The organism is Rhodococcus sp. YH3-3 (assembly GCF_001653035.1).
GTDB lineage: Bacteria > Actinomycetota > Actinomycetes > Mycobacteriales > Mycobacteriaceae > Rhodococcus_F > Rhodococcus_F qingshengii.
The window spans coordinates 2,241,567-2,262,717 of sequence record NZ_BCWH01000001.1; the positions used below are offsets into that span (position 1 = coordinate 2,241,567).

General features: G+C 63.3%; 22 protein-coding genes. 15 read left to right on the top strand and 7 right to left on the bottom strand.

The features are described 5' to 3' along the window. Positions 1–4: 4 nt before the first annotated feature. The 10 genes from YH3_RS10580 (at position 5) to tuf (ending at position 10,652) form a co-directional block, all read left to right on the top strand. Positions 5–1,990, top strand: a complete 1,986-nt coding sequence (locus tag YH3_RS10580; RefSeq protein WP_050656406.1) for a biotin carboxylase N-terminal domain-containing protein — start codon at positions 5–7, stop codon at positions 1,988–1,990. Beyond that, positions 1,990–3,150: an acyl-CoA dehydrogenase family protein gene (locus YH3_RS10585; RefSeq protein WP_003942033.1), complete on the top strand. Its 1,161-nt coding sequence runs from the start codon at positions 1,990–1,992 to the stop codon at positions 3,148–3,150. The genes YH3_RS10580 and YH3_RS10585 overlap by 1 nt, the downstream gene beginning before the upstream one ends. A gap of 13 nt (positions 3,151–3,163) precedes the next feature. Further along, positions 3,164–3,949, top strand: a complete 786-nt coding sequence (locus tag YH3_RS10590; RefSeq protein WP_047268915.1) for an enoyl-CoA hydratase family protein — start codon at positions 3,164–3,166, stop codon at positions 3,947–3,949. 44 nt (positions 3,950–3,993) lie between these two features. Beyond that, positions 3,994–4,605, top strand: a complete 612-nt coding sequence (locus YH3_RS10595; RefSeq protein ID WP_003942008.1) for a TetR/AcrR family transcriptional regulator — start codon at positions 3,994–3,996, stop codon at positions 4,603–4,605. Between the two features lie 83 nt (positions 4,606–4,688). Beyond that, a complete protein-coding gene (locus YH3_RS10600; protein WP_003941874.1) occupies positions 4,689–5,237 on the top strand; it encodes a DUF3558 domain-containing protein in 549 nt (182 codons plus the stop codon). Next, positions 5,234–5,779: a DUF3558 domain-containing protein gene (locus tag YH3_RS10605; RefSeq protein WP_064443327.1), complete on the top strand. Its 546-nt coding sequence runs from the start codon at positions 5,234–5,236 to the stop codon at positions 5,777–5,779. The genes YH3_RS10600 and YH3_RS10605 overlap by 4 nt, the downstream gene beginning before the upstream one ends. Positions 5,780–6,188: 409 nt before the next feature. Beyond that, positions 6,189–6,563 carry a 30S ribosomal protein S12 gene (rpsL, locus tag YH3_RS10610; RefSeq protein ID WP_003941908.1) on the top strand — a complete coding sequence of 125 codons (375 nt, stop codon included), beginning with the start codon at positions 6,189–6,191 and terminating at the stop codon, positions 6,561–6,563. Further along, positions 6,563–7,033, top strand: coding sequence for a 30S ribosomal protein S7 (gene rpsG / locus YH3_RS10615; RefSeq protein ID WP_003941856.1), 471 nt, complete (start codon positions 6,563–6,565; stop codon positions 7,031–7,033). The genes rpsL and rpsG overlap by 1 nt, the downstream gene beginning before the upstream one ends. A gap of 200 nt (positions 7,034–7,233) precedes the next feature. Next, on the top strand, positions 7,234–9,336 hold the full coding sequence (gene fusA, locus YH3_RS10620; RefSeq protein ID WP_007728394.1) for an elongation factor G: 2,103 nt from the start codon (positions 7,234–7,236) through the stop codon (positions 9,334–9,336). 125 nt (positions 9,337–9,461) lie between these two features. Continuing rightward, a complete protein-coding gene (tuf, locus tag YH3_RS10625) occupies positions 9,462–10,652 on the top strand; it encodes an elongation factor Tu (protein ID WP_003941926.1) in 1,191 nt (396 codons plus the stop codon). Positions 10,653–10,788: 136 nt separating this feature from the next. On the opposite strand, the gene YH3_RS10630 is transcribed toward tuf, so the two are convergent. Genes YH3_RS10630 through YH3_RS10650 form a run of 5 tightly spaced genes read right to left on the bottom strand, consistent with a single transcriptional unit; the run spans position 10,789 to position 13,332 of the window. Next, positions 10,789–11,352, bottom strand: coding sequence for a hypothetical protein (locus YH3_RS10630; RefSeq protein ID WP_064443328.1), 564 nt, complete (start codon positions 11,350–11,352; stop codon positions 10,789–10,791). Further along, positions 11,349–12,323, bottom strand: a complete 975-nt coding sequence (locus tag YH3_RS10635; protein ID WP_007728390.1) for an Asp23/Gls24 family envelope stress response protein — start codon at positions 12,321–12,323, stop codon at positions 11,349–11,351. The genes YH3_RS10630 and YH3_RS10635 overlap by 4 nt, the downstream gene beginning before the upstream one ends. After that, positions 12,310–12,489, bottom strand: a complete 180-nt coding sequence (locus tag YH3_RS10640) for a hypothetical protein (protein ID WP_003942043.1) — start codon at positions 12,487–12,489, stop codon at positions 12,310–12,312. Before YH3_RS10640 ends, YH3_RS10635 begins: the two co-directional genes overlap by 14 nt. 1 nt (position 12,490) lies before the next feature. Beyond that, on the bottom strand, positions 12,491–12,868 hold the full coding sequence (locus YH3_RS10645) for a hypothetical protein (protein WP_042453130.1): 378 nt from the start codon (positions 12,866–12,868) through the stop codon (positions 12,491–12,493). After that, a complete protein-coding gene (locus tag YH3_RS10650; RefSeq protein ID WP_003941912.1) occupies positions 12,865–13,332 on the bottom strand; it encodes an Asp23/Gls24 family envelope stress response protein in 468 nt (155 codons plus the stop codon). The genes YH3_RS10645 and YH3_RS10650 overlap by 4 nt, the downstream gene beginning before the upstream one ends. Before the next feature lie 184 nt (positions 13,333–13,516). On the opposite strand from YH3_RS10650, the gene YH3_RS10655 reads away from it, so the two are divergent. Next, positions 13,517–14,695: an NAD(P)/FAD-dependent oxidoreductase gene (locus YH3_RS10655; protein WP_238592553.1), complete on the top strand. Its 1,179-nt coding sequence runs from the start codon at positions 13,517–13,519 to the stop codon at positions 14,693–14,695. A 42-nt stretch (positions 14,696–14,737) separates the two neighbouring features. Beyond that, the gene (locus YH3_RS10660) at positions 14,738–15,502 is read left to right on the top strand and encodes a glutamate racemase (RefSeq protein WP_003941981.1); all 765 of its coding nucleotides are present in this window, start codon (positions 14,738–14,740) and stop codon (positions 15,500–15,502) included. A gap of 95 nt (positions 15,503–15,597) precedes the next feature. Here the strand turns inward: YH3_RS10660 and YH3_RS10665 are convergent, their stop codons facing one another. Then, the gene (locus YH3_RS10665; protein ID WP_003941901.1) at positions 15,598–15,966 is read right to left on the bottom strand and encodes an SPW repeat protein; all 369 of its coding nucleotides are present in this window, start codon (positions 15,964–15,966) and stop codon (positions 15,598–15,600) included. A 361-nt stretch (positions 15,967–16,327) separates the two neighbouring features. On the opposite strand from YH3_RS10665, the gene YH3_RS10670 reads away from it, so the two are divergent. Next, positions 16,328–17,065, top strand: a complete 738-nt coding sequence (locus YH3_RS10670; RefSeq protein ID WP_007728380.1) for a DNA alkylation repair protein — start codon at positions 16,328–16,330, stop codon at positions 17,063–17,065. 38 nt (positions 17,066–17,103) lie between these two features. Then, complete coding sequence (locus YH3_RS10675; RefSeq protein WP_007728378.1) at positions 17,104–18,432, top strand: glycosyltransferase 87 family protein; 1,329 nt, start codon at positions 17,104–17,106, stop codon at positions 18,430–18,432. Here the strand turns inward: YH3_RS10675 and YH3_RS10680 are convergent. Beyond that, positions 18,404–19,459: a ferredoxin--NADP reductase gene (locus YH3_RS10680; RefSeq protein WP_003941851.1), complete on the bottom strand. Its 1,056-nt coding sequence runs from the start codon at positions 19,457–19,459 to the stop codon at positions 18,404–18,406. The two genes, YH3_RS10675 and YH3_RS10680, sit on opposite strands and share 29 nt — an antisense overlap. A gap of 361 nt (positions 19,460–19,820) precedes the next feature. Between YH3_RS10680 and mdo the strand changes: the two genes are divergently transcribed. After that, positions 19,821–21,095, top strand: a complete 1,275-nt coding sequence (gene mdo / locus YH3_RS10690) for an NDMA-dependent methanol dehydrogenase (RefSeq protein WP_003942095.1) — start codon at positions 19,821–19,823, stop codon at positions 21,093–21,095. The last annotated feature ends 56 nt before the right edge of the window (positions 21,096–21,151 follow it).

Genomic DNA, 21,151 nt, shown 5'->3' on the forward strand with positions numbered 1-21,151 from the left:
CGCCGTGACAATCACTTCAGTACTGGTCGCCAATCGTGGCGAAATCGCCCGCCGTGTCTTTGCAACCTGCCGCAAGAACGGAATCGGCACGGTCGCGGTATTTTCCGACGCAGATGCCGACAGCCCGCACGTCGCCGAAGCCGATGCTTCGGTTCGCCTGCCGGGTAACACGCCTGCCGAGACCTACTTGCGGGGTGAGCTCGTCATCGCCGCCGCCAAGGCTTCGGGCGCCGACGCGATTCACCCCGGATACGGATTCCTCTCCGAGAACGCGGAGTTCGCGCGCAGCGTCATCGACGCGGGACTGACGTGGATCGGCCCGCCCGTCGAATCCATCGAGCTCATGGGGTCGAAGGTCGAGTCCAAGAAGATCATGGACGCCGCCGGAGTGCCGGTGCTCTCCGAACTCGATCCCGCCGCGGTGACCGAGGCTCATCTGCCGGTGCTGATCAAGGCGTCGGCGGGCGGCGGCGGACGCGGAATGCGTGTCGTTCGTGAATTGTCGGCGCTGGACGGCGAACTGGAAGCGGCGCGGCGTGAGGCGCAGTCCGCTTTCGGCGACCCGACAGTCTTCTGTGAGCGTTACCTCGAGACCGGTCGGCACATCGAGGTTCAGGTCATGGCCGACCGCCACGGTGCGGTGTGGGCGGTGGGGGAGCGCGAGTGCTCGATCCAGCGTCGGCATCAGAAGGTGGTCGAAGAGGCCCCGTCGCCGCTCGTGCAACGCATCCCCGCCATGCGCGACAAGCTGTTCGACGCCTCGCGGCTCGCAGCCAACGCCATCGGTTACGAGGGGGCAGGAACCGTTGAATTCCTGGCTGACGAAAAAGGCGACTTCTTCTTCCTGGAAATGAACACGCGTTTGCAGGTGGAGCATCCGGTCACCGAGTGCACCACTGGACTCGATCTGGTGGAACTGCAATTGCAGGTCGCTTCAGGTGAAGCACTTCCGGACGATCAGCCGGAGATCCGTGGGCATTCGATCGAAGTGCGCCTGTACGCCGAGGACCCCGCCAAGAACTGGCAGCCGCAGAGCGGAACCGTCCACCACATCGAGTTGCCCGGTGACCCGCAAGAATTCAGTGTTCTGCGTGAGCAGGGCGTTCGCCTCGACTCCGGCGTCGTCGACGGCAGTGTTGTCGGCGTCCACTACGACCCGATGTTGGCCAAGGTCATCTCGTACGCGCCGACGCGGACCGCAGCTGCCCGGCTGCTCGCATCGACGCTGGCGCGCACCAGGATTCACGGGCTGCGCACCAACCGCGACCTGCTCGTCAACGTCCTGGCCCACCCCGCCTTCATTGCCGGAGACACCGACACTGCCTTCTTCGAGACTCACGACCTCGAGAAGCTGTCTACGCCCTTGGCCGATACCGACGCCGAAAGACTCTCGGCGCTGGCGGCGGCACTTGCCGATGCCGCGCACAACCGGGCGTCGGCCCGCGTCATCGGCCGCTTGCCCAGCGGGTGGCGCAACCTCCCGTCGCAGCCGCAGAGCAAGAGCTATTCCACTGCGTCGGGCGACTACGACGTCCGCTACTCCCTGAGCCGAAGCGGCGTGCTGAGTGCAGAAGGCTTCGACGACGTGCGCCTGGTATCGGCAACTGCGACCCGGGTAGTGCTCGAGCAGAGCGGAGTACAGCGCTCGTTCGACGTTGCGGCCTACGGGAGTGAGATTTTTGTCGACTCCTCGCTCGGACCCGTCGCGTTGACGGCAGCACCGCGCTTCGTGGATCCGTCGGCAGAAGTCGCCGCCGGTTCGTTGCTCGCTCCGATGCCGGGATCGGTCATCCGCCTCGGTGCCGCACTCGGTGACACCGTCACCGCCGGCCAGCCGATTCTGTGGCTGGAGGCCATGAAGATGGAACACACCGTCACCGCGCCGACTGCCGGTGTCCTGGTGGAACTTCCGGTCGCCGTCGGCCAGCAGGTCGAGGTCGGATCGGTACTCGCACGTGTGGAAGAACCCGCTACAGAAGAGGAAGCATGATGAGTTTCATCGAAACCGAAGAGCAGAAGGAACTGCGGGCATCCGTTTCCAAACTGGGTGAGCGCTTCAACTACGTCGACTACGTGCTGCCCAAGGCGCGAAAGGGGGAGCCGCTCACCGAATTGTGGAACGAGGCCGGCAAACTCGGATTCCTGGGCGTCAACCTGCCGGAGGAATACGGCGGCGGCGGTGCAGGCATCTACGAACTCGCGCTGGTGCAGGAGGAATTGGCGGCGCAGGGTGCCGGTCTGCTCCTGGTTGTCGTATCCCCGGCCATCTGCGGCACCATCATCGGCAAGTACGGCACGGCGGAGCAGAAGCAGCAGTGGCTACCCAGCCTCGCCGACGGCTCCAAGATCATGGCGTTCGGAATCACCGAGGCCGACGCTGGTTCCAACTCTCATCAGATCACCACGACGGCACGCAGGGATGGCGACGACTGGATCCTGAGCGGCAACAAGATCTACATCTCGGGTGTCGATCAGGCTGACGCGGTCCTCGTCGTTGCGCGGACCGAGGACTCCAAGACGGGCAAGCTCAAGCCCGCTCTGTTCATCGTCCCCACGGATTCTCCCGGATTCGTGAAGACGCAGATGGAGATGGACATCATCGAACCGGACCACCAGTTCATCCTCTTCCTCGACGACGTCCGTCTGCCGGCCGACGCTCTGGTCGGCGAAGCCGATGCCGCCTTGATGCAGTTGTTCGCCGGCCTCAACCCCGAGCGCATCCTGGGTGCGTCGATGGCCATCGGCATGGGCCGTTACGCCCTGAACGCCGCAGTGAAGTTCGCCAACGAGCGCACGGTGTGGAAGACGCCGATCGGTGCGCACCAAGGTATTTCGCATCCACTCGCGCAGGTGAAGATCGAACTCGAGCTCGCCAAGCTGATGATGCAGAAGGCCGCGGTGCTCTACGACAGCGGTGACGATTTCGGTGCTGCCGAAGCCGCGAACATGGCAAAGTACGCCGCCGCCGAAGCCAGCATCAAGGCGCTCGATCAGGCGATCCAGACGCATGGCGGCGCAGGACTGACGAAGGAATACGGACTGGCCGCCATGCTCGGTGCGGCTCGTATCGCCCGTGTCGCGCCGGTGAGCCGCGAGATGATCCTCAACTTCGTCTCACAGCATTCCCTCGGTCTGCCACGGTCCTACTAGGAAGAGGCGACTCATGACGGATCAGGACAAGCCATACGTACGGTACGAAGTATCGGGCGGTGCTGCCACGATCACTCTCGACTCACCCCACAACCGCAACGCGATTTCGACGCGGTTGGTCACGGAGTTGCAGGCTGGGTTGACGGCGGCTGCCGCCGATCCGGCAGTTCGAGCGGTGGTACTCACCCACACCGGTGGAACATTCTGTGCGGGAGCCGATCTGAGTGAGGCCTCCGGTTCGTCCGCATCACCGGAGGACGCCGTCAAGGAGCGAGGACGGGGGATGCTGACACTCTTGCGCAGCATTCTCGAGCTTCCCAAGCCGGTGATCGGGCGGATCGACGGTCACGTCCGGGCCGGAGGCATGGGTCTTGTCGGGGCGTGCGACATCGTCGTCGCCGGACCGGCGAGCACCTTCGCGGTGACGGAATCACGGTTGGGTTTGGCAGCGTCCATCATTTCGCTCACGGTCCTGCCGAGGCTCGACCAGCGATCTGCGAGCCGCTATCTGCTCACCGGAGAGAAGTTCGGCCAGCACGAGGCCGAATCCATCGGACTCGTCACCGCCGCGTCGCAGGACACGGGGGAGTCGATCACCGAACTGCTCGGCACCCTGCGCCAATGTTCACCGCAGGGACTTGCCGAATCGAAGTGGATCACGACGCGTTCGGTCCTGGCCGGATTCGACCGGGACGGCGAGGAGATGATCGCGCAGTCGGCTCGGCTGTTTTCCTCTGACGAGGCTCGTGAGGGCATGATGTCTTTCTTGCAGAAGCGTCCAGCAGCCTGGGCGCAGTAGAAACTGCGCAGCTGGGACACAGAAGTAGAAGGGATGGCGGCGCGATGACTCGAGAGCCCAAGCAGGACCGAAGTCGAGTCACGCGCTCCCACCTGCTCGAAGTGACTGTGGAGTGTCTCGCCGAACTCGGGTGGAGCGCAACGACGATGAGCGTCGTCGCGCAGCGTGCCGGGGTGTCCAGAGGCGCGATGCAGCATCACTTCCCGACCCGCGAGGACCTCATCACCGCGGCGCTCGAGGTGATGTTCGACGCCCGGATGGATCAGGCACGAAAGGAATCGACCGACCTTCCGGTGGGTGCCGGACGAACCGAGGCGATCATTTCGCGGTTGGTGGAGTACTACACCGGGACTCTGTTCAAAGCAGCACTGCAGGTGTGGACGGCCGCTGCCTCCGACCCCGACCTGCGTGCCCGCGTACTGCCCCTCGAGGAACGATTCGGGCGCATCGCGCACCGCATGGCCGTCGAGAGTCTGGGTGTCGACGACTCCGACCCGGTGACGCACCGCTTGGTACAGGCGACCCTGGACCTGGCCCGCGGGCTGGGGCTGGCTGATGTCTTGACAGACGACTCGCGCCGACGCACCGAGGTGGTCAAACAGTGGGCGGCGCAATTGGATTCCACGCTTGTTCGGGTACCGGTGGCAACTCCCTGAATCGGTAGCGGCGGGGCCGGCGCCGGTGCTCTCGACGCGCACGTGGCGTGTGTCGGGGGCCACCGAGAAGTACAGTCGGCTCCATGGCCGCACGCACTCTCACTTCGATCGGGACTTCGGTATTGGTCTCGGCTGCCGTGCTCTCGGCCGTGGTCGGCTGCAGCTCCGGCGACGGGTCCGTCGATCAGCCGGGCGACGGTGCGGGTTCGCAGGCACTCGCACCTACGGATCCGGGCCCGATGTTCGCCGAATGCGGCTCGGTGACCGACGAGGAAGTTGTCAACGCCTTCAATCTCGGCGCTTTTGCGACGACGACGCGCAACGGCGTCGGTTGCCAGTGGGAAGTCGCCGGTTCGAACGGTCCGAGCGTCAGTTTCTCCTGGTACCGCGGTAGCCCGATCGGCCGCGAACGGGCCGGGTCCGACCTGCTCGGACGTCCTGCCGACGACATCACGATCGGTGGACACCAGGGCTTCATCGCGTCCACGGCAGGTTCGTTGTGCGAGTTGGGTATCGCGTTCGGCGGAGACTTCGTGCACTGGTCGATCACCTACGGTTTGCTGCCACCGACCGCGGATCCATGCACGGTGGCGCGGGATCTGATGGAAAAAACAGTTTCGAGGGCACAGTGAAGTTCGAGGGCGCCGTGAAGCGCATAAGGATCGGACACGCCTTGGCGGGGTCGCTGGTTCTGCTGACAGGCTGCGGCTCGGTGGTCACCGGGACTCCCCGTGCGGAGGGCAGCTACGGCGGTAGTGACAGCCAGGAATTCGCGAACGTCCTCCAAGAATGCGAAGCCGTCACCGACGAGCAGATCGCCGGCGCAGTGGGTGCCGACGCCGTCGGGCGTGGGTTCTTCGGCGCTATCTGCCGTTGGGACGGCATCGGAGCTGCGGGTCCGATCAAGATCACCTTCAACTGGTTCGAGACGGGCACCCTCGATCACGAGCGCGCTGCATTCGAGCACCTGGGATACGTGGTGGCGAAAATCGACATCAACGGCAGTGGCGGGTACCAGGTTCGCCAGCCGGCCGATCCGCAGAGCTGCGGGGTGAGCGCGAGCGCACCGGCCGGGGGAGTGTTCGGTTGGTGGGTCACCGAGCCGCAAGGCGGCGCGGATCCGTGCGAGGCTGCGGCAAAGCTCGGCGCGTTGACGTTGAACCGCAGCATCTGATCGCGACCGGTCCGGCTGCGTGGTCTGAGTGTGCAGCCAGAGTGTCTGGTCAGAGCGTGAGGTCACTATCACCGTGGCCTCGCTTTGACCTCGTGGCGCGCCGACAGGTATCGTTATGGGTCGTGTCCGGCATGCCCGGGCCGATCTGTGTGCCTAGCTAGGTATTGCCGTGCGCGCGTTCGAGCAGAAACTGCTGATGAACGAGCATCCGGCTGCCTGTGTGGGGGTATGCGACACGCCCGACCTCGGGGGCAGTGCGCGGCATGAAAGTGCTGAGTACAGACTCTGAGGTGGGTGAGGAGCAGCAGCTCTCTTGCTCCAACTGCTAGATCCCTAATTTCAGAACAGCCACGTTTTCGAACGGCCCGAGTTCGCTCGAGCAGTCTGTTCGTCACAAGAAAGCCGGTAAATGCCAACCATCAACCAGCTGGTCCGCAAGGGTCGCCGCGACAAGACCGCCAAGGTCAAGACGGCAGCCCTCAAGGGCAGCCCGCAGCGTCGTGGCGTGTGCACTCGCGTGTACACCACCACCCCCAAGAAGCCGAACTCCGCGCTCCGTAAGGTCGCACGTGTTCGCCTCACGACTTCGGTCGAGGTCACCGCGTACATCCCCGGTGAAGGTCACAACCTTCAGGAGCACTCCATGGTGCTCGTCCGTGGCGGTCGTGTGAAGGACCTCCCGGGTGTCCGTTACAAGATCATCCGCGGCTCCCTCGACACCCAGGGTGTCAAGGGTCGCAAGCAGGCACGCAGCCGCTACGGCGCCAAGAAGGAGAAGAGCTAATGCCACGTAAGGGCCCCGCTCCGAAGCGCCCGCTCATCAACGACCCGGTTTACGGTTCCCCGTTGGTGACGCAGCTCGTCAACAAGATCCTGCTGGACGGCAAGAAGTCCACCGCAGAGCGAATCGTGTACCAGGCTCTCGAGCAGGCACGCGAGAAGACCGGCACCGATCCGGTCGTCACCCTCAAGCGCGCCCTGGACAACGTCAAGCCTGCACTCGAGGTTCGTAGCCGCCGCGTCGGTGGCGCTACCTACCAGGTGCCGGTCGAGGTTCGCCCCGGTCGTTCCACCACGCTGGCACTGCGCTGGCTGGTCACCTTCTCGCGTGCACGTCGTGAGAAGACCATGGTCGAGCGTCTCGCCAACGAGCTCCTCGATGCCAGCAATGGCCTCGGTGCAGCTGTGAAGCGTCGCGAAGACACTCACAAGATGGCCGAAGCCAACAAGGCATTCGCCCACTACCGCTGGTGATGTAAAGCGTCGGAGCAACTGCCATCGGGTGGGGCTCCGACGCTTGTCGCCGTTGGCGGCCTGATCATCGCGACGGATTCCGGACGCAGGTGGCCAGGTTCGCCTCGGCAGAGACATAATTGAAAGACCATGGCCCTGACGGTGGAACACACCGATAAGGCCGACACCCGAAAACCAAGCAACGAGCGGGGAAGAAACCTGTGGCACAGGAAGTGCTGACTGACCTGAACAAGGTCCGCAACATCGGCATCATGGCGCACATCGATGCCGGCAAGACCACCACCACCGAGCGCATCCTGTTCTACACCGGTGTCAATTACAAGATCGGTGAGACGCACGACGGTGCGTCGACGACGGACTGGATGGAGCAGGAGAAGGAACGCGGCATCACGATCACGTCTGCCGCCGTGACTTGCTTCTGGAACAACAACCAGATCAACATCATCGACACCCCCGGCCACGTCGACTTCACGGTCGAGGTGGAGCGGTCGCTGCGCGTGCTCGACGGCGCAGTTGCTGTCTTCGACGGTAAAGAGGGTGTCGAGCCGCAGTCCGAGCAGGTTTGGCGTCAGGCTGCCAAGTACGACGTTCCGCGCATCTGCTTCGTCAACAAGATGGACAAGATGGGCGCGGACTTCTACTTCACAGTCCAGACCATCATCGACCGCTTGGGTGCGAAGCCGCTCGTTCTCCAGCTGCCCATCGGCGCTGAGGACGACTTCGACGGCGTCGTCGACCTGGTCGAGATGAAGGCCATCACCTGGCGCGGCGTGGTCCCGACGGGAACCGCTCCGACCATCGAGGAGATCCCCGCGGATCTCGTCGAGAAGGCTGCCGAGTACCGCGAGAAGCTGCTCGAGACGGTTGCAGAGTCCGACGAAGCTCTCATGGAGAAGTACTTCGGCGGCGAAGAGCTCACCATCGAGGAGATCAAGGGCGCCATCCGCAAGATGACGGTCGCCTCCGAGCTGTACCCGGTTCTCTGTGGCTCCGCGTTCAAGAACAAGGGCGTTCAGCCCATGCTCGACGCTGTCATCGACTACCTTCCGAACCCGCTGGACATCGGCGAGGTCATCGGCCACAAGCTCGGTGACGAAGAAGTAGAGATCACTCGCAAGCCGAGCAAGGACGAGCCGTTCTCGGCTCTCGCCTTCAAGATCGCTGCTCACCCGTTCTTCGGCAAGCTGACCTTCGTCCGCGTGTACTCGGGTCGTATCGATCCGGGTGCTCAGGTGCTCAACGCAACCAAGGGCAAGAAGGAGCGCATCGGAAAGCTCTTCCAGATGCACGCCAACAAGGAGAACCCGGTAGACGAGGCCGTAGCCGGCCACATCTACGCAATGATCGGCCTCAAGGACACCACCACCGGTGACACCTTGTGCGATCAGGCGAGCCCCATCGTCCTCGAGTCGATGTCGTTCCCCGCGCCGGTCATCCAGGTCTCCATCGAGCCCAAGACCAAGTCCGACCAGGAAAAGCTGGGCGTCGCGATCCAGAAGCTCGCCGAAGAGGACCCGACCTTCTCGGTCGAACTCGACGAAGAGACCGGTCAGACCGTCATCGGCGGTATGGGCGAGCTCCACCTCGACATCCTCGTCGACCGCATGCGTCGCGAGTTCAAGGTCGAGGCGAACGTCGGTAAGCCGCAGGTTGCGTACCGCGAGACCATCACCAAGAAGGTCGAGAAGCACGACTACACCCACAAGAAGCAGACGGGTGGCTCGGGCCAGTTCGCAAAGGTCATCATCGCTCTGGAGCCTTTCGTGGGCGAAGACGGTGCTACCTACGAGTTCGAGAACAAGGTCTCCGGCGGACGTATCCCGCGCGAGTACATCCCCTCCGTGGATGCCGGTGCGCAGGACGCGATGCAGTACGGTGTTCTCGCCGGCTACCCGCTCGTGAACCTGAAGCTGTCGCTGCTCGATGGTGCTTACCACGACGTCGACTCCTCGGAAATGGCGTTCAAGGTTGCCGGTTCGCAGGCACTGAAGGAAGCCGCCCGCAAGGCCGGCCCCGTCATTCTCGAGCCGCTCATGGCTGTCGAGGTCACAACGCCCGAGGAGTACATGGGCGACGTGATCGGCGACCTCAACTCCCGCCGTGGCCAGATCCAGGCCATGGAGGAACGCAGTGGTGCCCGTGTCGTGAAGGCGCTGGTTCCGCTCTCGGAGATGTTCGGTTACATCGGTGACCTGCGGTCGAAGACCCAGGGCCGAGCGAACTTCTCCATGGTGTTCGATTCCTACGCAGAGGTTCCCGCGAACGTCTCGAAGGAAATCATCGCCAAGGCGACGGGCGAGTAAGCACAGCGAGCTCCCCAGCCCGCGCCGGCAAGTAACCTCGGTTTCTTCCGGCACGAAGCACGACCTAGTAACAACCAACCGCACTGCTGCATACGGCAAGCAACAACAGTCCAGGAGGACACAAAGTGGCGAAGGCGAAGTTCGAGCGGACGAAGCCGCACGTGAACATCGGCACCATTGGTCACGTCGACCACGGCAAGACCACGACGACGGCGGCCATCACCAAGGTTCTCGCGGATGCATTCCCCGACCTGAACGAGGCTTCGGCCTTCGATCAGATCGACAAGGCTCCCGAGGAAAAGGCTCGTGGCATCACGATCAACATCTCGCATGTTGAGTACCAGACGGAAAAGCGCCACTACGCGCACGTCGATGCACCGGGTCACGCCGACTACATCAAGAACATGATCACCGGCGCAGCTCAGATGGACGGCGCTATTCTCGTCGTCGCAGCTACCGACGGCCCGATGCCCCAGACGCGCGAGCATGTCCTGCTCGCTCGCCAGGTTGGCGTTCCTTACATCCTCGTCGCCCTGAACAAGGCCGACATGGTTGACGACGACGAGATCCTCGAGCTCGTCGAGATGGAGGTCCGCGAACTGCTGGCCGCTCAGGAATTCGACGAGGAAGCCCCCGTCATTCCGATCTCGGCACTCAAGGCACTCGAGGGTGACCCGAAGTGGACGCAGTCCATTCTCGACCTGATGGCTGCTGTCGACGAGTCCATCCCGGACCCGATTCGTGAGACCGAGAAGCCCTTCCTCATGCCCGTCGAGGACGTCTTCACGATCACCGGCCGTGGCACCGTTGTCACCGGTCGTATCGAGCGTGGCGTTGTCAACGTCAACGAAGAGGTCGAGATCGTCGGCATCAAGGAAACCTCGACCAAGACCACGGTCACGGGTATCGAGATGTTCCGCAAGCTGCTCGACTCGGGCCAGGCCGGCGACAACGTCGGACTGCTCGTTCGTGGCATCAAGCGCGAAGATGTCGAGCGTGGACAGGTTGTCGTCAAGCCGGGCACCACGACTCCCCACACGGAGTTCGAGGGCCAGGCATACATCCTGTCGAAGGACGAGGGCGGCCGCCACACCCCGTTCTTCAACAACTACCGCCCGCAGTTCTACTTCCGTACCACGGACGTTACGGGCGTCGTGACGCTGCCTGAGGGCACCGAGATGGTCATGCCCGGTGACAACACCGAGATGTCCGTCAAGCTGATCCAGCCTGTCGCCATGGACGAGGGCCTGCGCTTCGCAATTCGCGAAGGCGGCCGTACGGTCGGCGCCGGCAAGGTTGCCAAGATCATCAAGTGAGACTCTTGTCTCGCTAGCTGATTCACAGCACTGAAAAGGCGCTCATTCCCTTCGGGGAGTGAGCGCCTTTTCTGTGTCTGTGATCGAGTGGCCTGTGATCGAGTGTTCGGTGATCGGGTGCCTGCGTGCTTCTTACTTACTTGTTGGCTTCCACCCTGTCGAGGTGCAGCAGAACCTGTACTGCGACGGTTGAGCCGTCGAGGCTGCGCCTGGTTGCGCCGGCGATGCGTTCGGCCGAAGCGGTGAATCCGGCGACGTCGATCGACGGATCTGCAGTGACGACAATCGACAGCGTCGGCAGTCCGCGATCGACCGTCGCTTTGCTCTTGGTGCTCCGCACGCCGGTCAGCTGAGCGAGTTCGGCCGCTACGCCGTCTGCGACGGGTCCGAGATCCACGCTGACGTCGGTACCGGATTCGTTGTGCCGCAATGTGACTGCGCTTGTGCGGCGCCGGCGAAGGTTCAGGTACAACAGCCCGAGACCGGCGAAGACACAGAGGACGAAGGTGCCCGACAGTACCCAGTGCCACCACGGCTCCTCCGGAAGGCCGAAGAGGACCTCCCGATCGAGGCGTGACACCCAGGTTCGAATCAGCGACGCGCCCGCGTCCCACGCGATGGCGTATGCGCCCGCTGCAAGCAACGCGATTCCGACGATGAGGACGATGATCCGATCGACCACGGAGATCCAACGGTTCACGAGGCGTCCTTTCGTCGTACTACAGTTTCTCGCACGACAACCGAAAGTTGCAGTGGCCGCTGCAGTATCGCGAGATGAGGCCGAACCGCCGCGTCGACGGCTGCGGCAAGTTCAGCTCGATCGCCACCGGTCGATTCGATGTGGACCTTGACGTGTTTACGGTCGACGCTGGTGTGAGCCGAGCCGACGCCGGGAACGACCGCTGCGTGGCTACTGCACAGACGTGCAATGTCAGTCGGCCGCATCCACACCGTCGATGCGCTCGGGTTCCCGAGTGGGACATGGGTTTTCGCACGGCGTTTGATCGCCGACATTATCAGGACAACACCCGCGACAACGGCAGCGATTGCCACCGGAAGTAGCCACGGTTGCCAGTGCAGACGAGACGTCCACTCCACGGAGTTTCGGATCCAGGGTGCCGATTCGAAAGTTCCACGGTTGATGAACCATTCGCGCGAGACGACGAAGGCGAGTGCGAGTAGACCACACGCGATGACGACGGCCGAAACTGCGGCCGCCGGGTTCGCAGAGGGGACACGCGGCGGAATCGGATCCGAGAGTGCCTGCTGTGCCGGGCCCTCCGCGATCTCGACGCCGGAAACACAGGAGTCGTCAGAACCCTCGGTTGCCGCGATCATCACGTTCATGTCGTGGAGTGGAAGCCCGGTCAGCGATTCGACGCTGCGTCCGACTTCCGTTCGCACCCGGCCGGTCAACTCGGTGACCGAACACGGCCAGGACACGGCGAGGAAGAGATTGATGGCGACGGCGTCGCTACCCATCGAGATGTCGGCTCGCGGAAGGTCGCGTCCTGTCAGGCGAGTCAAGCCACCGGACTGGCGGACCACCCCCGGGACGTTCACCGCTGCGGCCGTGGCGATCTTGGCCATCGCACGGTCCTTGATGACCAAGGAGCCGCGTAGACCAGGATCGTCCGCTGCGCTGGGATCGGACGGCTCAGCCACGGCCACGGCTTCGGAGGATCGCGCCGAGGTCGAGATGTCCGTCGCGGTGTGCTCCGATCGCCATACCGGCGGCGCCGAGCAGGACTGCGAAGACGAAACCGCTGAACCCACCCATGATTCCGGCGAGTGCGAGGAGCAGACCGACCAGCAGTCCGACGGTGGTGCTGTTCATGTCAGTTCCCTTCTCGAATGTTCGGTGCAATGTCTGTGACGGTGGCAGGCTCGGTGACTGCATTTTCGGCATCAACGGGTAGATATCCCGCTGTCGACAGGTCGCCGACGGTCACGTTCACCGGTACGTCGACCAATCTCGCCACCACCGCTCGTACGCGTTCGGCGACGCTGCGAACGTCTGCCGGATAGTGAACGGAAATGTGTACAGCACAGGAGTTTTCGTCGACGACGACGCCGGTGATGCGGCGTCCGGGGAGGTAGGTTCCCACTTCGCCGAACTGTCCTCCGTGCAGATCTGCCACTTCCGGGATGGCAAGAACCGCGTCGGCGACTACCTCGGCCGCGTCGATCTCGCGGCCGGCGTCGGCGGTACTCACTGAACCCTCGGCTTGGCTTCCGGATCGGTACTGCCGCCGCTCTCTGCATCCTCGAAGAGCATGACGTCGAAGACGGTGATGTTGACCTCGGTGACCTCGAGACCCGTCATGCTTTCTACTGCGGCAATGACGTTGCGGCGGATACCTACCGCCAGTTCGTGGAGTGCGACGCCGTACTCGGCGACAATGCCGATGTCGATGGCGGCTTGTTTCTCGCCTACCTCCACCGCCACGCCCTGGGCATGGTTGACGCGGGCGCCCGGTATGCGGTCGCGAAGTGCCCCCACCGCACGCGCTGTGCCCCCGCCGACGTCGTACACGCCGTTGATCTCGCGGGTCGCGATACCGGCGATCTTGGCGACCACGGCGTCGGCGATGATCGTCTTACCCTGGGTGCTGACTAGTTCCGCGCCACCGTCGGCGCCGAATCGGACGCTGTTCTTTTCACTGGAATCGCTGGTCATGGGGGCTCCCTGCTCATGTGTCAGTGCGTGCGTCTGAAGTACCTCCAACTGTAGTGACTGGTAGGTGACCATGCGGGATGCACCACACCTACTCCGGCATTTGGTATGGCAGAGTCGGAGGCAAATAGTGACGGCGTTCATAGTGAGCGCTGCAAGTGACGTGGGTCGGACAGGGTGGTACGTGGTGGCACGGATAGTGATCGTGGGTGCGGGTTTGTCGGGACTGCGGACCGTCGAGGAACTGCGACGAGCGGGTTTCGAAGGTGAATTGACGCTCGCGGGTGGGGAAACGCATCTGCCCTACGACAGGCCTCCGTTGTCGAAGGAAGTGATCCGCGGCGACAAGGACGAGACGACCTTGCGTCCGGCCGAGTTCTACGTCGAGAACAAGGTCGATCTCAAGCTCGGTTCGCCGGCAACCTCGGTGGACACGGTCGCCAAGTCGGTGGCGTTCGCCGACGGATCCACCCTGGACTACGACGAGTTGGTCATCGCGACCGGACTGACTCCGCGTCGCATCGCCGGCCTTCCGGAGTTGTCCGGAGTGCACGTTCTGCGCTCCATCGAGGAAGCGTTGGCCCTCCGCGCCGACCTTGCTCCCGGTAAGCGTGCGCTGATCGTCGGGGCCGGCTTCATCGGCTGCGAACTGGCCGCGAGCATGAAGTCTCACGGCGTCGACGTCGTGTTGCTCGAACCCCAGCCGACGCCGCTGGCGTCGGTGCTCGGCCCCACCGTCGGCGCCCTCGTCGAACGTCTGCATCGGAACGAGGGCATCGACGTCCGAGTCGGTACGGGCTTGACCTCGTTGTCCGGCGACGGAGCGGTTGCCGCTGCGACCTTGAGTGACGGTTCGGAAATCCCGGTCGACGTGGTCGCGATCGGAGTCGGTTCGGTGCCGGTCACGGGATGGCTCGACGGTTCGGGGATCGAACTCGACAACGGAGTGCTCTGCGACGGCGTCGGCCGCACCAGCACCGAACACGTCTGGGCGGTCGGCGACGTCGCGTCCTGGCAGATCGGAGATCGACGCAAGCGTGTCGAACACTGGACCAATGCTGGGGACCAGGCCAAGATCCTGGCGGGAGCGATCACCGGAACGGGTGATCCGGACGCGCCGGCGCAGGTTCCGTACTTCTGGAGCGATCAGTACGACGTCAAGATCCAGGCATTGGGGACCGTCGCACCCACGGACACCGTTCACATCGTGAAGGACGACGGCCGAAAGTTCGTCGCATACTACGAGCGCGACGGTGTGCTGGCAGCTGTCGTCGGCGGCGGTAGCGCGGGAGCTGTGATGAAGATGCGCGCGAAGATCGCAGCCGGCACGCCCATCTCGGACGTGTTGGAGTCCACACCGGCCTGAACGGATGAGGCAGGACCGGTTCCGAGGCGATAGATTTGTGCGGTGATCGTTGCACTCATCGACTCGGGACTGGGCCTGCTCCCTACCTCTGCGTGGCTCAGACGCCTGCGCCCGGATCTCGATCTTGTGCTGTCCCTCGATCCGGACGGCGCCCCCTGGGGGCCCAAGCCCGAGCCGTGGGTCGTCGACCGGGTACTCGGTGCGGTGCGGCGGAGCCTCGATCGTGGGGCTCAGGTCATCGTTCTTCCATGCAATACCGCGAGCGTCACCGCTCTCCCACACGTCCGCGAACTGGTCGGACCGGGTGTGCCGGTCATCGGAACGGTGCCCGCGATCAAGCCCGCGGCCGCCGCGTGCGATTCAGTGGCGATCTGGGCTACCGCCGCGACGACTGCCAGCCGGTACCAAGCCGATCTGATCGAACAGTTCGGCAACGGCGCCAAAGTCGTCGGGGTGCCGTGCCACGGCTTGGCCGATTCGATAGACCTCGGTGATCGTGCAGCCGCACTTGCAGCCATCGAATCCGCAGTGGCCCGGACGCCGGACGACGTCAACGGCGTTGTCCTCGGCTGCACGCACTACCCACTGCTCGCGGACGAAATCGCAGCGCGGCTACCCGCCGGTGTCACACTCTTCGACAGTGCCGAAGCCGTTGCACGACAGACCCTGCGGCGGATCGACGGGCTCGGTGACGCGGGTGAAGGATCGGGAACCGTCGAGGTTTTCGTGAGCGGACGTCCGGGCGCGCTACCGCCCAGCGCCGAAGCCTTCGACGCCGGGCGGTTGTTGGGCGCGATCAAAGCCTGATCCAGCCTGCAGCCAGCCATTCATCAATGGGCAGCTACTCCGCTCCGTCAATGGGCGGCTACTCCGCTCTGTCAATGGGCGGCTACTCCGCTCTGTCAATGGGCGGCTACTCCGCCGTGACCCCCGTGATGCATCCGCGCACTCATCACCGGCATCGCACTCACCGCGACCACAACGGTCAGGACCCCGACCACCCAGGCCGTCCACGACGCACCGCGTAGAGCGTCGAAGCTCATGACCCAGGGTGAAATGAACATCAAGACGCCGAAAACGCCCATCGCGTAATCCGCCATGGCCATGTCCGGACGTGCCATGTGCGCCAGACCCGACAGTGCAACCAGGACACCCAGGACGACGAGTGACCACATTGCCCGATCGGTGGTGTCGAGCCACATCGGCGAGAGAGCCGCAAAGACGCCGAGAACCACCGCGACGGCATCTTGCATTCGATTCCACGACTTCATGACGAGACCTCCAAAGACGAGAGTGTGTCCACCTGTAGTACACGCCCGCGGCAGATCGAGATCAACTCTCCGCCAATTGCATTCGCGTTGCAGTTAGAGGCGATGTGGAGGCTCGAATATCAAGATTTGTGACTATTCGTCCGGATTGCCACGAGCCCGCGCGGAGCGCTGGCCGCGATATGTCCCGAGAGTGCCATGAGGGTGAGAGTGGTGAATGCGATAGCGGCGGTGATCATGGGTGGTCCTTTCACTGACTGTCCTCGAGTGTCGTCTGCCGACCTGTGGCCGAGCAGGGCACACGGTGTGAGGACGCTGAGAGAATCGAAGAGTCCGCACAGACGACCCGTGAGAAGGTTCTGGGGTGACGCAATCGAGTGCCCAGGACGTGATCGAACAGTTGGCCGACCTCGCGGATCCCGCGGATGCCGTCCAGCTACAGAAGTTCTTCAAGACAGCGCCGGGGGAGTACGGCGAGGGTGACGTCTTCATCGGCGTGCGAGTACCGAAGACGCGTTCGGTGGTGAAGAAGCATGTCGGTCTCGAGTTGCCTCAGGTACGCCTCCTTCTCGACAGCGACGTCCACGAGCATCGCTTGGCCGGTCTGTTGATCCTTGTTGCTCGATTCGAAAAGGTCAGTCGCCCAAAATTTTTCGACGACGAGAGTCGCTCCCGCATCGCCGACTTCTATCTCAGCGCTGTCGAGGACGGGCGGGTGAACAATTGGGATCTCGTGGATTCGTCCGCCGGACAGATCCTCGGCGGCTGGCTGTACGACCGAGATCGCCGGCTGATCTTCGAGCTTTCCGATTCGGGTGACCTGTGGCGACGACGGGTGGCGCTGCTGACGACGTACGGATTCATCACTCGCGGCGACGGGTCGACCACGCTCGAGCTTGCCGCGCGGGTGCTGGGTGATCGACGAGACCTGACCCAGAAAGCGATGGGCTGGATGCTCCGCGAGGTGGGCAAGCGGGTGGACCGGGATTTGTTGACCGGTTTCCTCGCGAAGAATGCAGCAGACATGGGACGCACGGCGCTGAGCTACGCGTGCGAACACCTGACCGCAGACGAGCGAGCGCACTTCCGGGCGGCCCGCTAGCGAAGTACCGCTCGGTAGGTTGTGGGACGATTCTCGGTATGCCCGCCACCCGTGTCGAGGCGTCTCGAATTGTGACGATCGGTTCACTGATCGCTGCCGGCGTCGCAGCTCTGTGTTATCTCGTGTACTCCGTTCGAGCCGTCGAACCCGTTGATTTTCTCGTCTACCGCTACGCTGCCCAGGCGTTCGCAGCGGGATCGAACATCTACGAGGGCAATCTCGTCGGCCCGTTGATCGTCGACGAAGGGATGCCGTTCACCTACACCCCGTTCGCGGTGATCTTCCTCTGGCCGACTGTCCTCTTCGACTGGTGGACTGCCTATCTGCTGTGGTCGGGATTGTGCATCGCGGCGTTGGTGTGGACGGTTGCGAGGTTCACTCCCGCTCGCGTCCCCAAGCGGCCGCTCGTCATGGCGGCATTGGTCCTGGCCGTGTCGGTGACTCCCATTGTCAGTGCGCACATCTCATTCGGCCAGGTGAACTTGGTGCTGATGGTGCTCGTACTGCTCGACGTGACTCGCCGAGAGGATTCGAGATTCGGCCGGTGGTTTCCGCGAGGACTGCTGATTGGCGTCGCGGCCGCGATCAAGCTGACTCCGGCTCTCTTCATCGTCTACTTCGTCGTCACGAAGCAGTGGCGACTCGCGATCTGGAGTTCGATCGGATTTGCCGCGGCGACCGCCGTCGCAGCAGTGGTGGACCCGGCCGTCAGCTGGACCTTCTGGTCGGACGTCGTCTGGAACCTCAGCGACCGGGTGGATTTGAGCGGGCAGGCGATCGCGAGTGCCGGCAACAGTTCGCTGCAGGGCGGACTTGCCGCGCTGGGCCCATGGACAGCGTCTCTGGCGATGCCGTCGACCGTGCTGTGCGCGGGGGTAGCGCTATGGATCGCCCGAGATGTCTATCGCGTCGGGCGAGCGGTCGATGCGGCGTTGGTGATCGGATTGAGCGCGCCGATTCTTTCGCCGATCAGCTGGATTCATCACTGGGTGTATCTCGTGCCTGCTGCCGTCACGGTTCTCTTTCGGCTTCGATCGCCGCTGCAGTTCGGTGCGGCCGCTGTGGGGTTGGCCGTCGTCTATTGCGGGCCGAGCATGGGGCAGCAGTTCATCGAGACGTCACCGCTCCTGCTGCCGTTCGGGTTGGTCCTTCGTGAGGGTTTCCTGATCGTGACCCTCGCACTGATTCTTGCGCTGTGGAGGTTGCCCACAACGGAGCCTGCGTGGGTTTCGCGGCGGGACTCGGAAGATGACTCGGGAGATGACTCGGGAGACTCCGAACATGACAAAGCCCCCGATTCCGCAGGGAATCAGGGGCCGTCATGCATCGAAGCAGGGTTCAGAACTCGATCTTCAGGTGATCGGTGATCGGCTTCGCCTGGCAACCGAGGATGTAGCCGTTCGCCACGTCCTCGGCGTCGAGGATTTCGGAGTTGTCCATCTGAACTTCGCCTTCGGTGACGGTGCAGGCACACGACCCGCACTCGCCTTCCTGGCAGGAGTACGGCACGTCGAGGCCCTTGGCGAGCATGATGTCGACGAGCGTCTGCTTGCGCGGCCAGACGAGGGTGTGGGTTTCACCGTCCAGTTCGACCTCGACGGTTGCGGCGTCGGCTGCTTCCTCGTCGGAGACCTCGGCTACCTCGACGTCACGGAACGGGTCACCCGCGAGTGAATTGAAGACCTCGGCGTGAACCTGCGTGCGGGGCATGCCGGCCTCTGCCAGTGCCTTGTGGACGGCGTCCATGAAGGGGCCCGGACCGCACATGAAGGCCTCGTACGCGACAAATGGCTTGGCCAGTGTCGCCAACTGTGAGACGGCGGGGAGTCCCTGCACGGTTTCGATCCAGTGGACAACGGTGAGGCGGCCGGGGTGTTGCGCTGCCAATTCGCGAAGTTCGGCGCCGAAGATGACGGACTTCTCGTCGCGATTCGCGTAGATGAGCACGACGTTGCCGCTGCCCTGCGTGAGGGCGGACTTGAGGATCGAGATCACCGGAGTGATACCGCTGCCTGCACCGAAGAGCAGGAAGTCGTGATCGAGCGACTTGGGCGTGAAGACACCTGACGGCGGCAGCACTTCGATGGTGTCGCCGACCTGGAGCTTGTCGCACAACCAGTTGGAGCCGTAGCCGTCGACGGTTCGCTTGACGGTCACCTTGGGGGCGTCGTCGGTGAAGGGTGAACTGGCCAGCGAGTAGCAGCGTGCGACCGAGCCGGTCTGATCACTCGGGATGCGCAGGGTCAGGAATTGACCTGGCTTGTAGTCGAACTTGTCCTTCAGTTCTGCGGGAATCTCGAACACCAGCGACCGGGCGTCGGAAGTCTCTTCGATGACTCCGGACACGGTGAGTACCGCCGATCGCGAGCTGTGCGGTACCTCGACTGTCGTCATCGCGAAGCTAGTCCTCTCGTGAAGCTGGGTAAAGCGCAGGTCAGTGAAGTGCAACATCTAGAACGTGTTCTAGTTCAATGTTAGCAGTGATGAAAAGCTACTGGGGATCGTAGTCGCCGAGCAACACGTTCCCGATCAGCGGGAACCACGGCGGTCTGATCCAGCCGTCCTGGCAGTCCGGGGTGGCGTCGACCTGCCCGAACGGGCGGTTCGTGGGCGGCGTCCGGGCGGTTGAGCTGCCGAAGTCTGTGCACGGGCTGTTTGTCGGTACACAGTGGGAACCAGGTGAGACGCCGGTCACAAAGAATCGGCTCGAATCCCTCCCGCAGTCACATTCGTGCACATCCCTGAGGAGATACCGATGGCTATCGAGCTCAACCAGATCTGGGACTTTCCCATCAAGGAGTTCCACCCCTTCCCTCGCGCCCTGATGGGTGTGGGCGCTCACGACATCATCGGGGTGGAGGCCAAGAACCTCGGCTTCAAGCGCACCCTTCTGATGACGACCGGTCTGCGCGGTTCGGGCATCATCGAGGAACTCGTCGGCAAGATCGAGTACCAGGGTGTCGAGGTCGTGCTCTACGACAAGGTCGAGTCGAATCCCAAGGACTACAACGTCATGGAGGCCGCGGCTCTCTACCAGAAGGAGAAGTGCGACTCGATCATCTCGATCGGCGGTGGTTCGAGCCACGACGCCGCCAAGGGCGCTCGCGTCGTGATCGCACACGACGGTCGCAACATCAACGAGTTCGAGGGCTTCGCCAAGTCCACCAACAAGGAGAACCCGCCCCATATCGCCGTATCCACCACGGCCGGAACGGGTTCCGAGACGTCGTGGGCGTACGTCATCACCGACACGTCGGACATGAACAACCCGCACAAGTGGGTGGGTTTCGACGAGGCGACCATCGTCACCCTGGCGATCGACGATCCGCTGCTCTACTACACCTGCCCTCAGCATTTCACCGCGTACTGCGGCTTCGACGTACTCGCGCACGGCAGTGAGCCTTTCGTGTCTCGTCTCGATTTCGCACCTTCGCTCGGTAATGCGATCTACTCGGTCGAGTTGGTCGCGAAGAACCTGCGCGAGGCCGTCTTCGAGCCGCGCAACCTCAAGGCCCGCGAGGGAATGATGAACGCGCAGTACATTGCCGGGCAGGCCTTCAACTCCGGTGGCCTCGGCATCGTTCACTCGATCTCGCACGCGGTCAGTGCCTTCTTCGACAGCCACCACGGTTTGAACAACGCCATCGCGTTGCCGCGTGTGTGGGAGTACAACCTGCCTTCGCGCTACGAGCGCTACGCCCAGTTGGCCGGCGCACTCGGTGTCGACACTCGCAACCTCACCACGGTTCAGGCCGCGGATGCTGCCGTCGAGGCTGCCATCCGTCTGGCCAAGGACGTCGGTATCCCCGACAACTTCGGTCAGGTTCGCACCGACTCGTACGCGAAGAACCAGATGAACACCAAGAAGTACGAGGGCCGTGGTGATGTCATCAAGGGTGACGAGAAGACTGTGCGCGCCATCTCCGAGCACATTCAGGACGACTGGTGCACCCCGGGCAATCCCCGTGAGGTGACCGTGGAGTCGATGATCCCGGTTGTCGATCACGCGATCAACAAGTCGTACTTCTAGCAGGGCCTTCGGCCCCGTGCGCCTTTTTGGTAGCCCGCACTACCAAAAAGGCGCAC

What these genes read in the sequence shown, in the direction of transcription:
- YH3_RS10600 (WP_003941874.1), top strand. Translation starts at nt 4,689, where the DNA reads ATGGCCGCACGCACTCTCACTTCGATCGGGACTTCGGTATTGGTCTCG.
- rpsL (WP_003941908.1), top strand. Translation starts at nt 6,189, where the DNA reads ATGCCAACCATCAACCAGCTGGTCCGCAAGGGTCGCCGCGACAAGACC.
- YH3_RS10675 (WP_007728378.1), top strand. Translation starts at nt 17,104, where the DNA reads ATGCCCGCCACCCGTGTCGAGGCGTCTCGAATTGTGACGATCGGTTCA.
- rpsG (WP_003941856.1), top strand. Translation starts at nt 6,563, where the DNA reads ATGCCACGTAAGGGCCCCGCTCCGAAGCGCCCGCTCATCAACGACCCG.
- YH3_RS10680 (WP_003941851.1), bottom strand. Translation starts at nt 19,459, where the DNA reads ATGACGACAGTCGAGGTACCGCACAGCTCGCGATCGGCGGTACTCACC.
- YH3_RS10585 (WP_003942033.1), top strand. Translation starts at nt 1,990, where the DNA reads ATGAGTTTCATCGAAACCGAAGAGCAGAAGGAACTGCGGGCATCCGTT.
- YH3_RS10595 (WP_003942008.1), top strand. Translation starts at nt 3,994, where the DNA reads ATGACTCGAGAGCCCAAGCAGGACCGAAGTCGAGTCACGCGCTCCCAC.
- YH3_RS10665 (WP_003941901.1), bottom strand. Translation starts at nt 15,966, where the DNA reads ATGAAGTCGTGGAATCGAATGCAAGATGCCGTCGCGGTGGTTCTCGGC.
- YH3_RS10590 (WP_047268915.1), top strand. Translation starts at nt 3,164, where the DNA reads ATGACGGATCAGGACAAGCCATACGTACGGTACGAAGTATCGGGCGGT.
- mdo (WP_003942095.1), top strand. Translation starts at nt 19,821, where the DNA reads ATGGCTATCGAGCTCAACCAGATCTGGGACTTTCCCATCAAGGAGTTC.
- YH3_RS10650 (WP_003941912.1), bottom strand. Translation starts at nt 13,332, where the DNA reads ATGACCAGCGATTCCAGTGAAAAGAACAGCGTCCGATTCGGCGCCGAC.
- YH3_RS10640 (WP_003942043.1), bottom strand. Translation starts at nt 12,489, where the DNA reads ATGAACAGCACCACCGTCGGACTGCTGGTCGGTCTGCTCCTCGCACTC.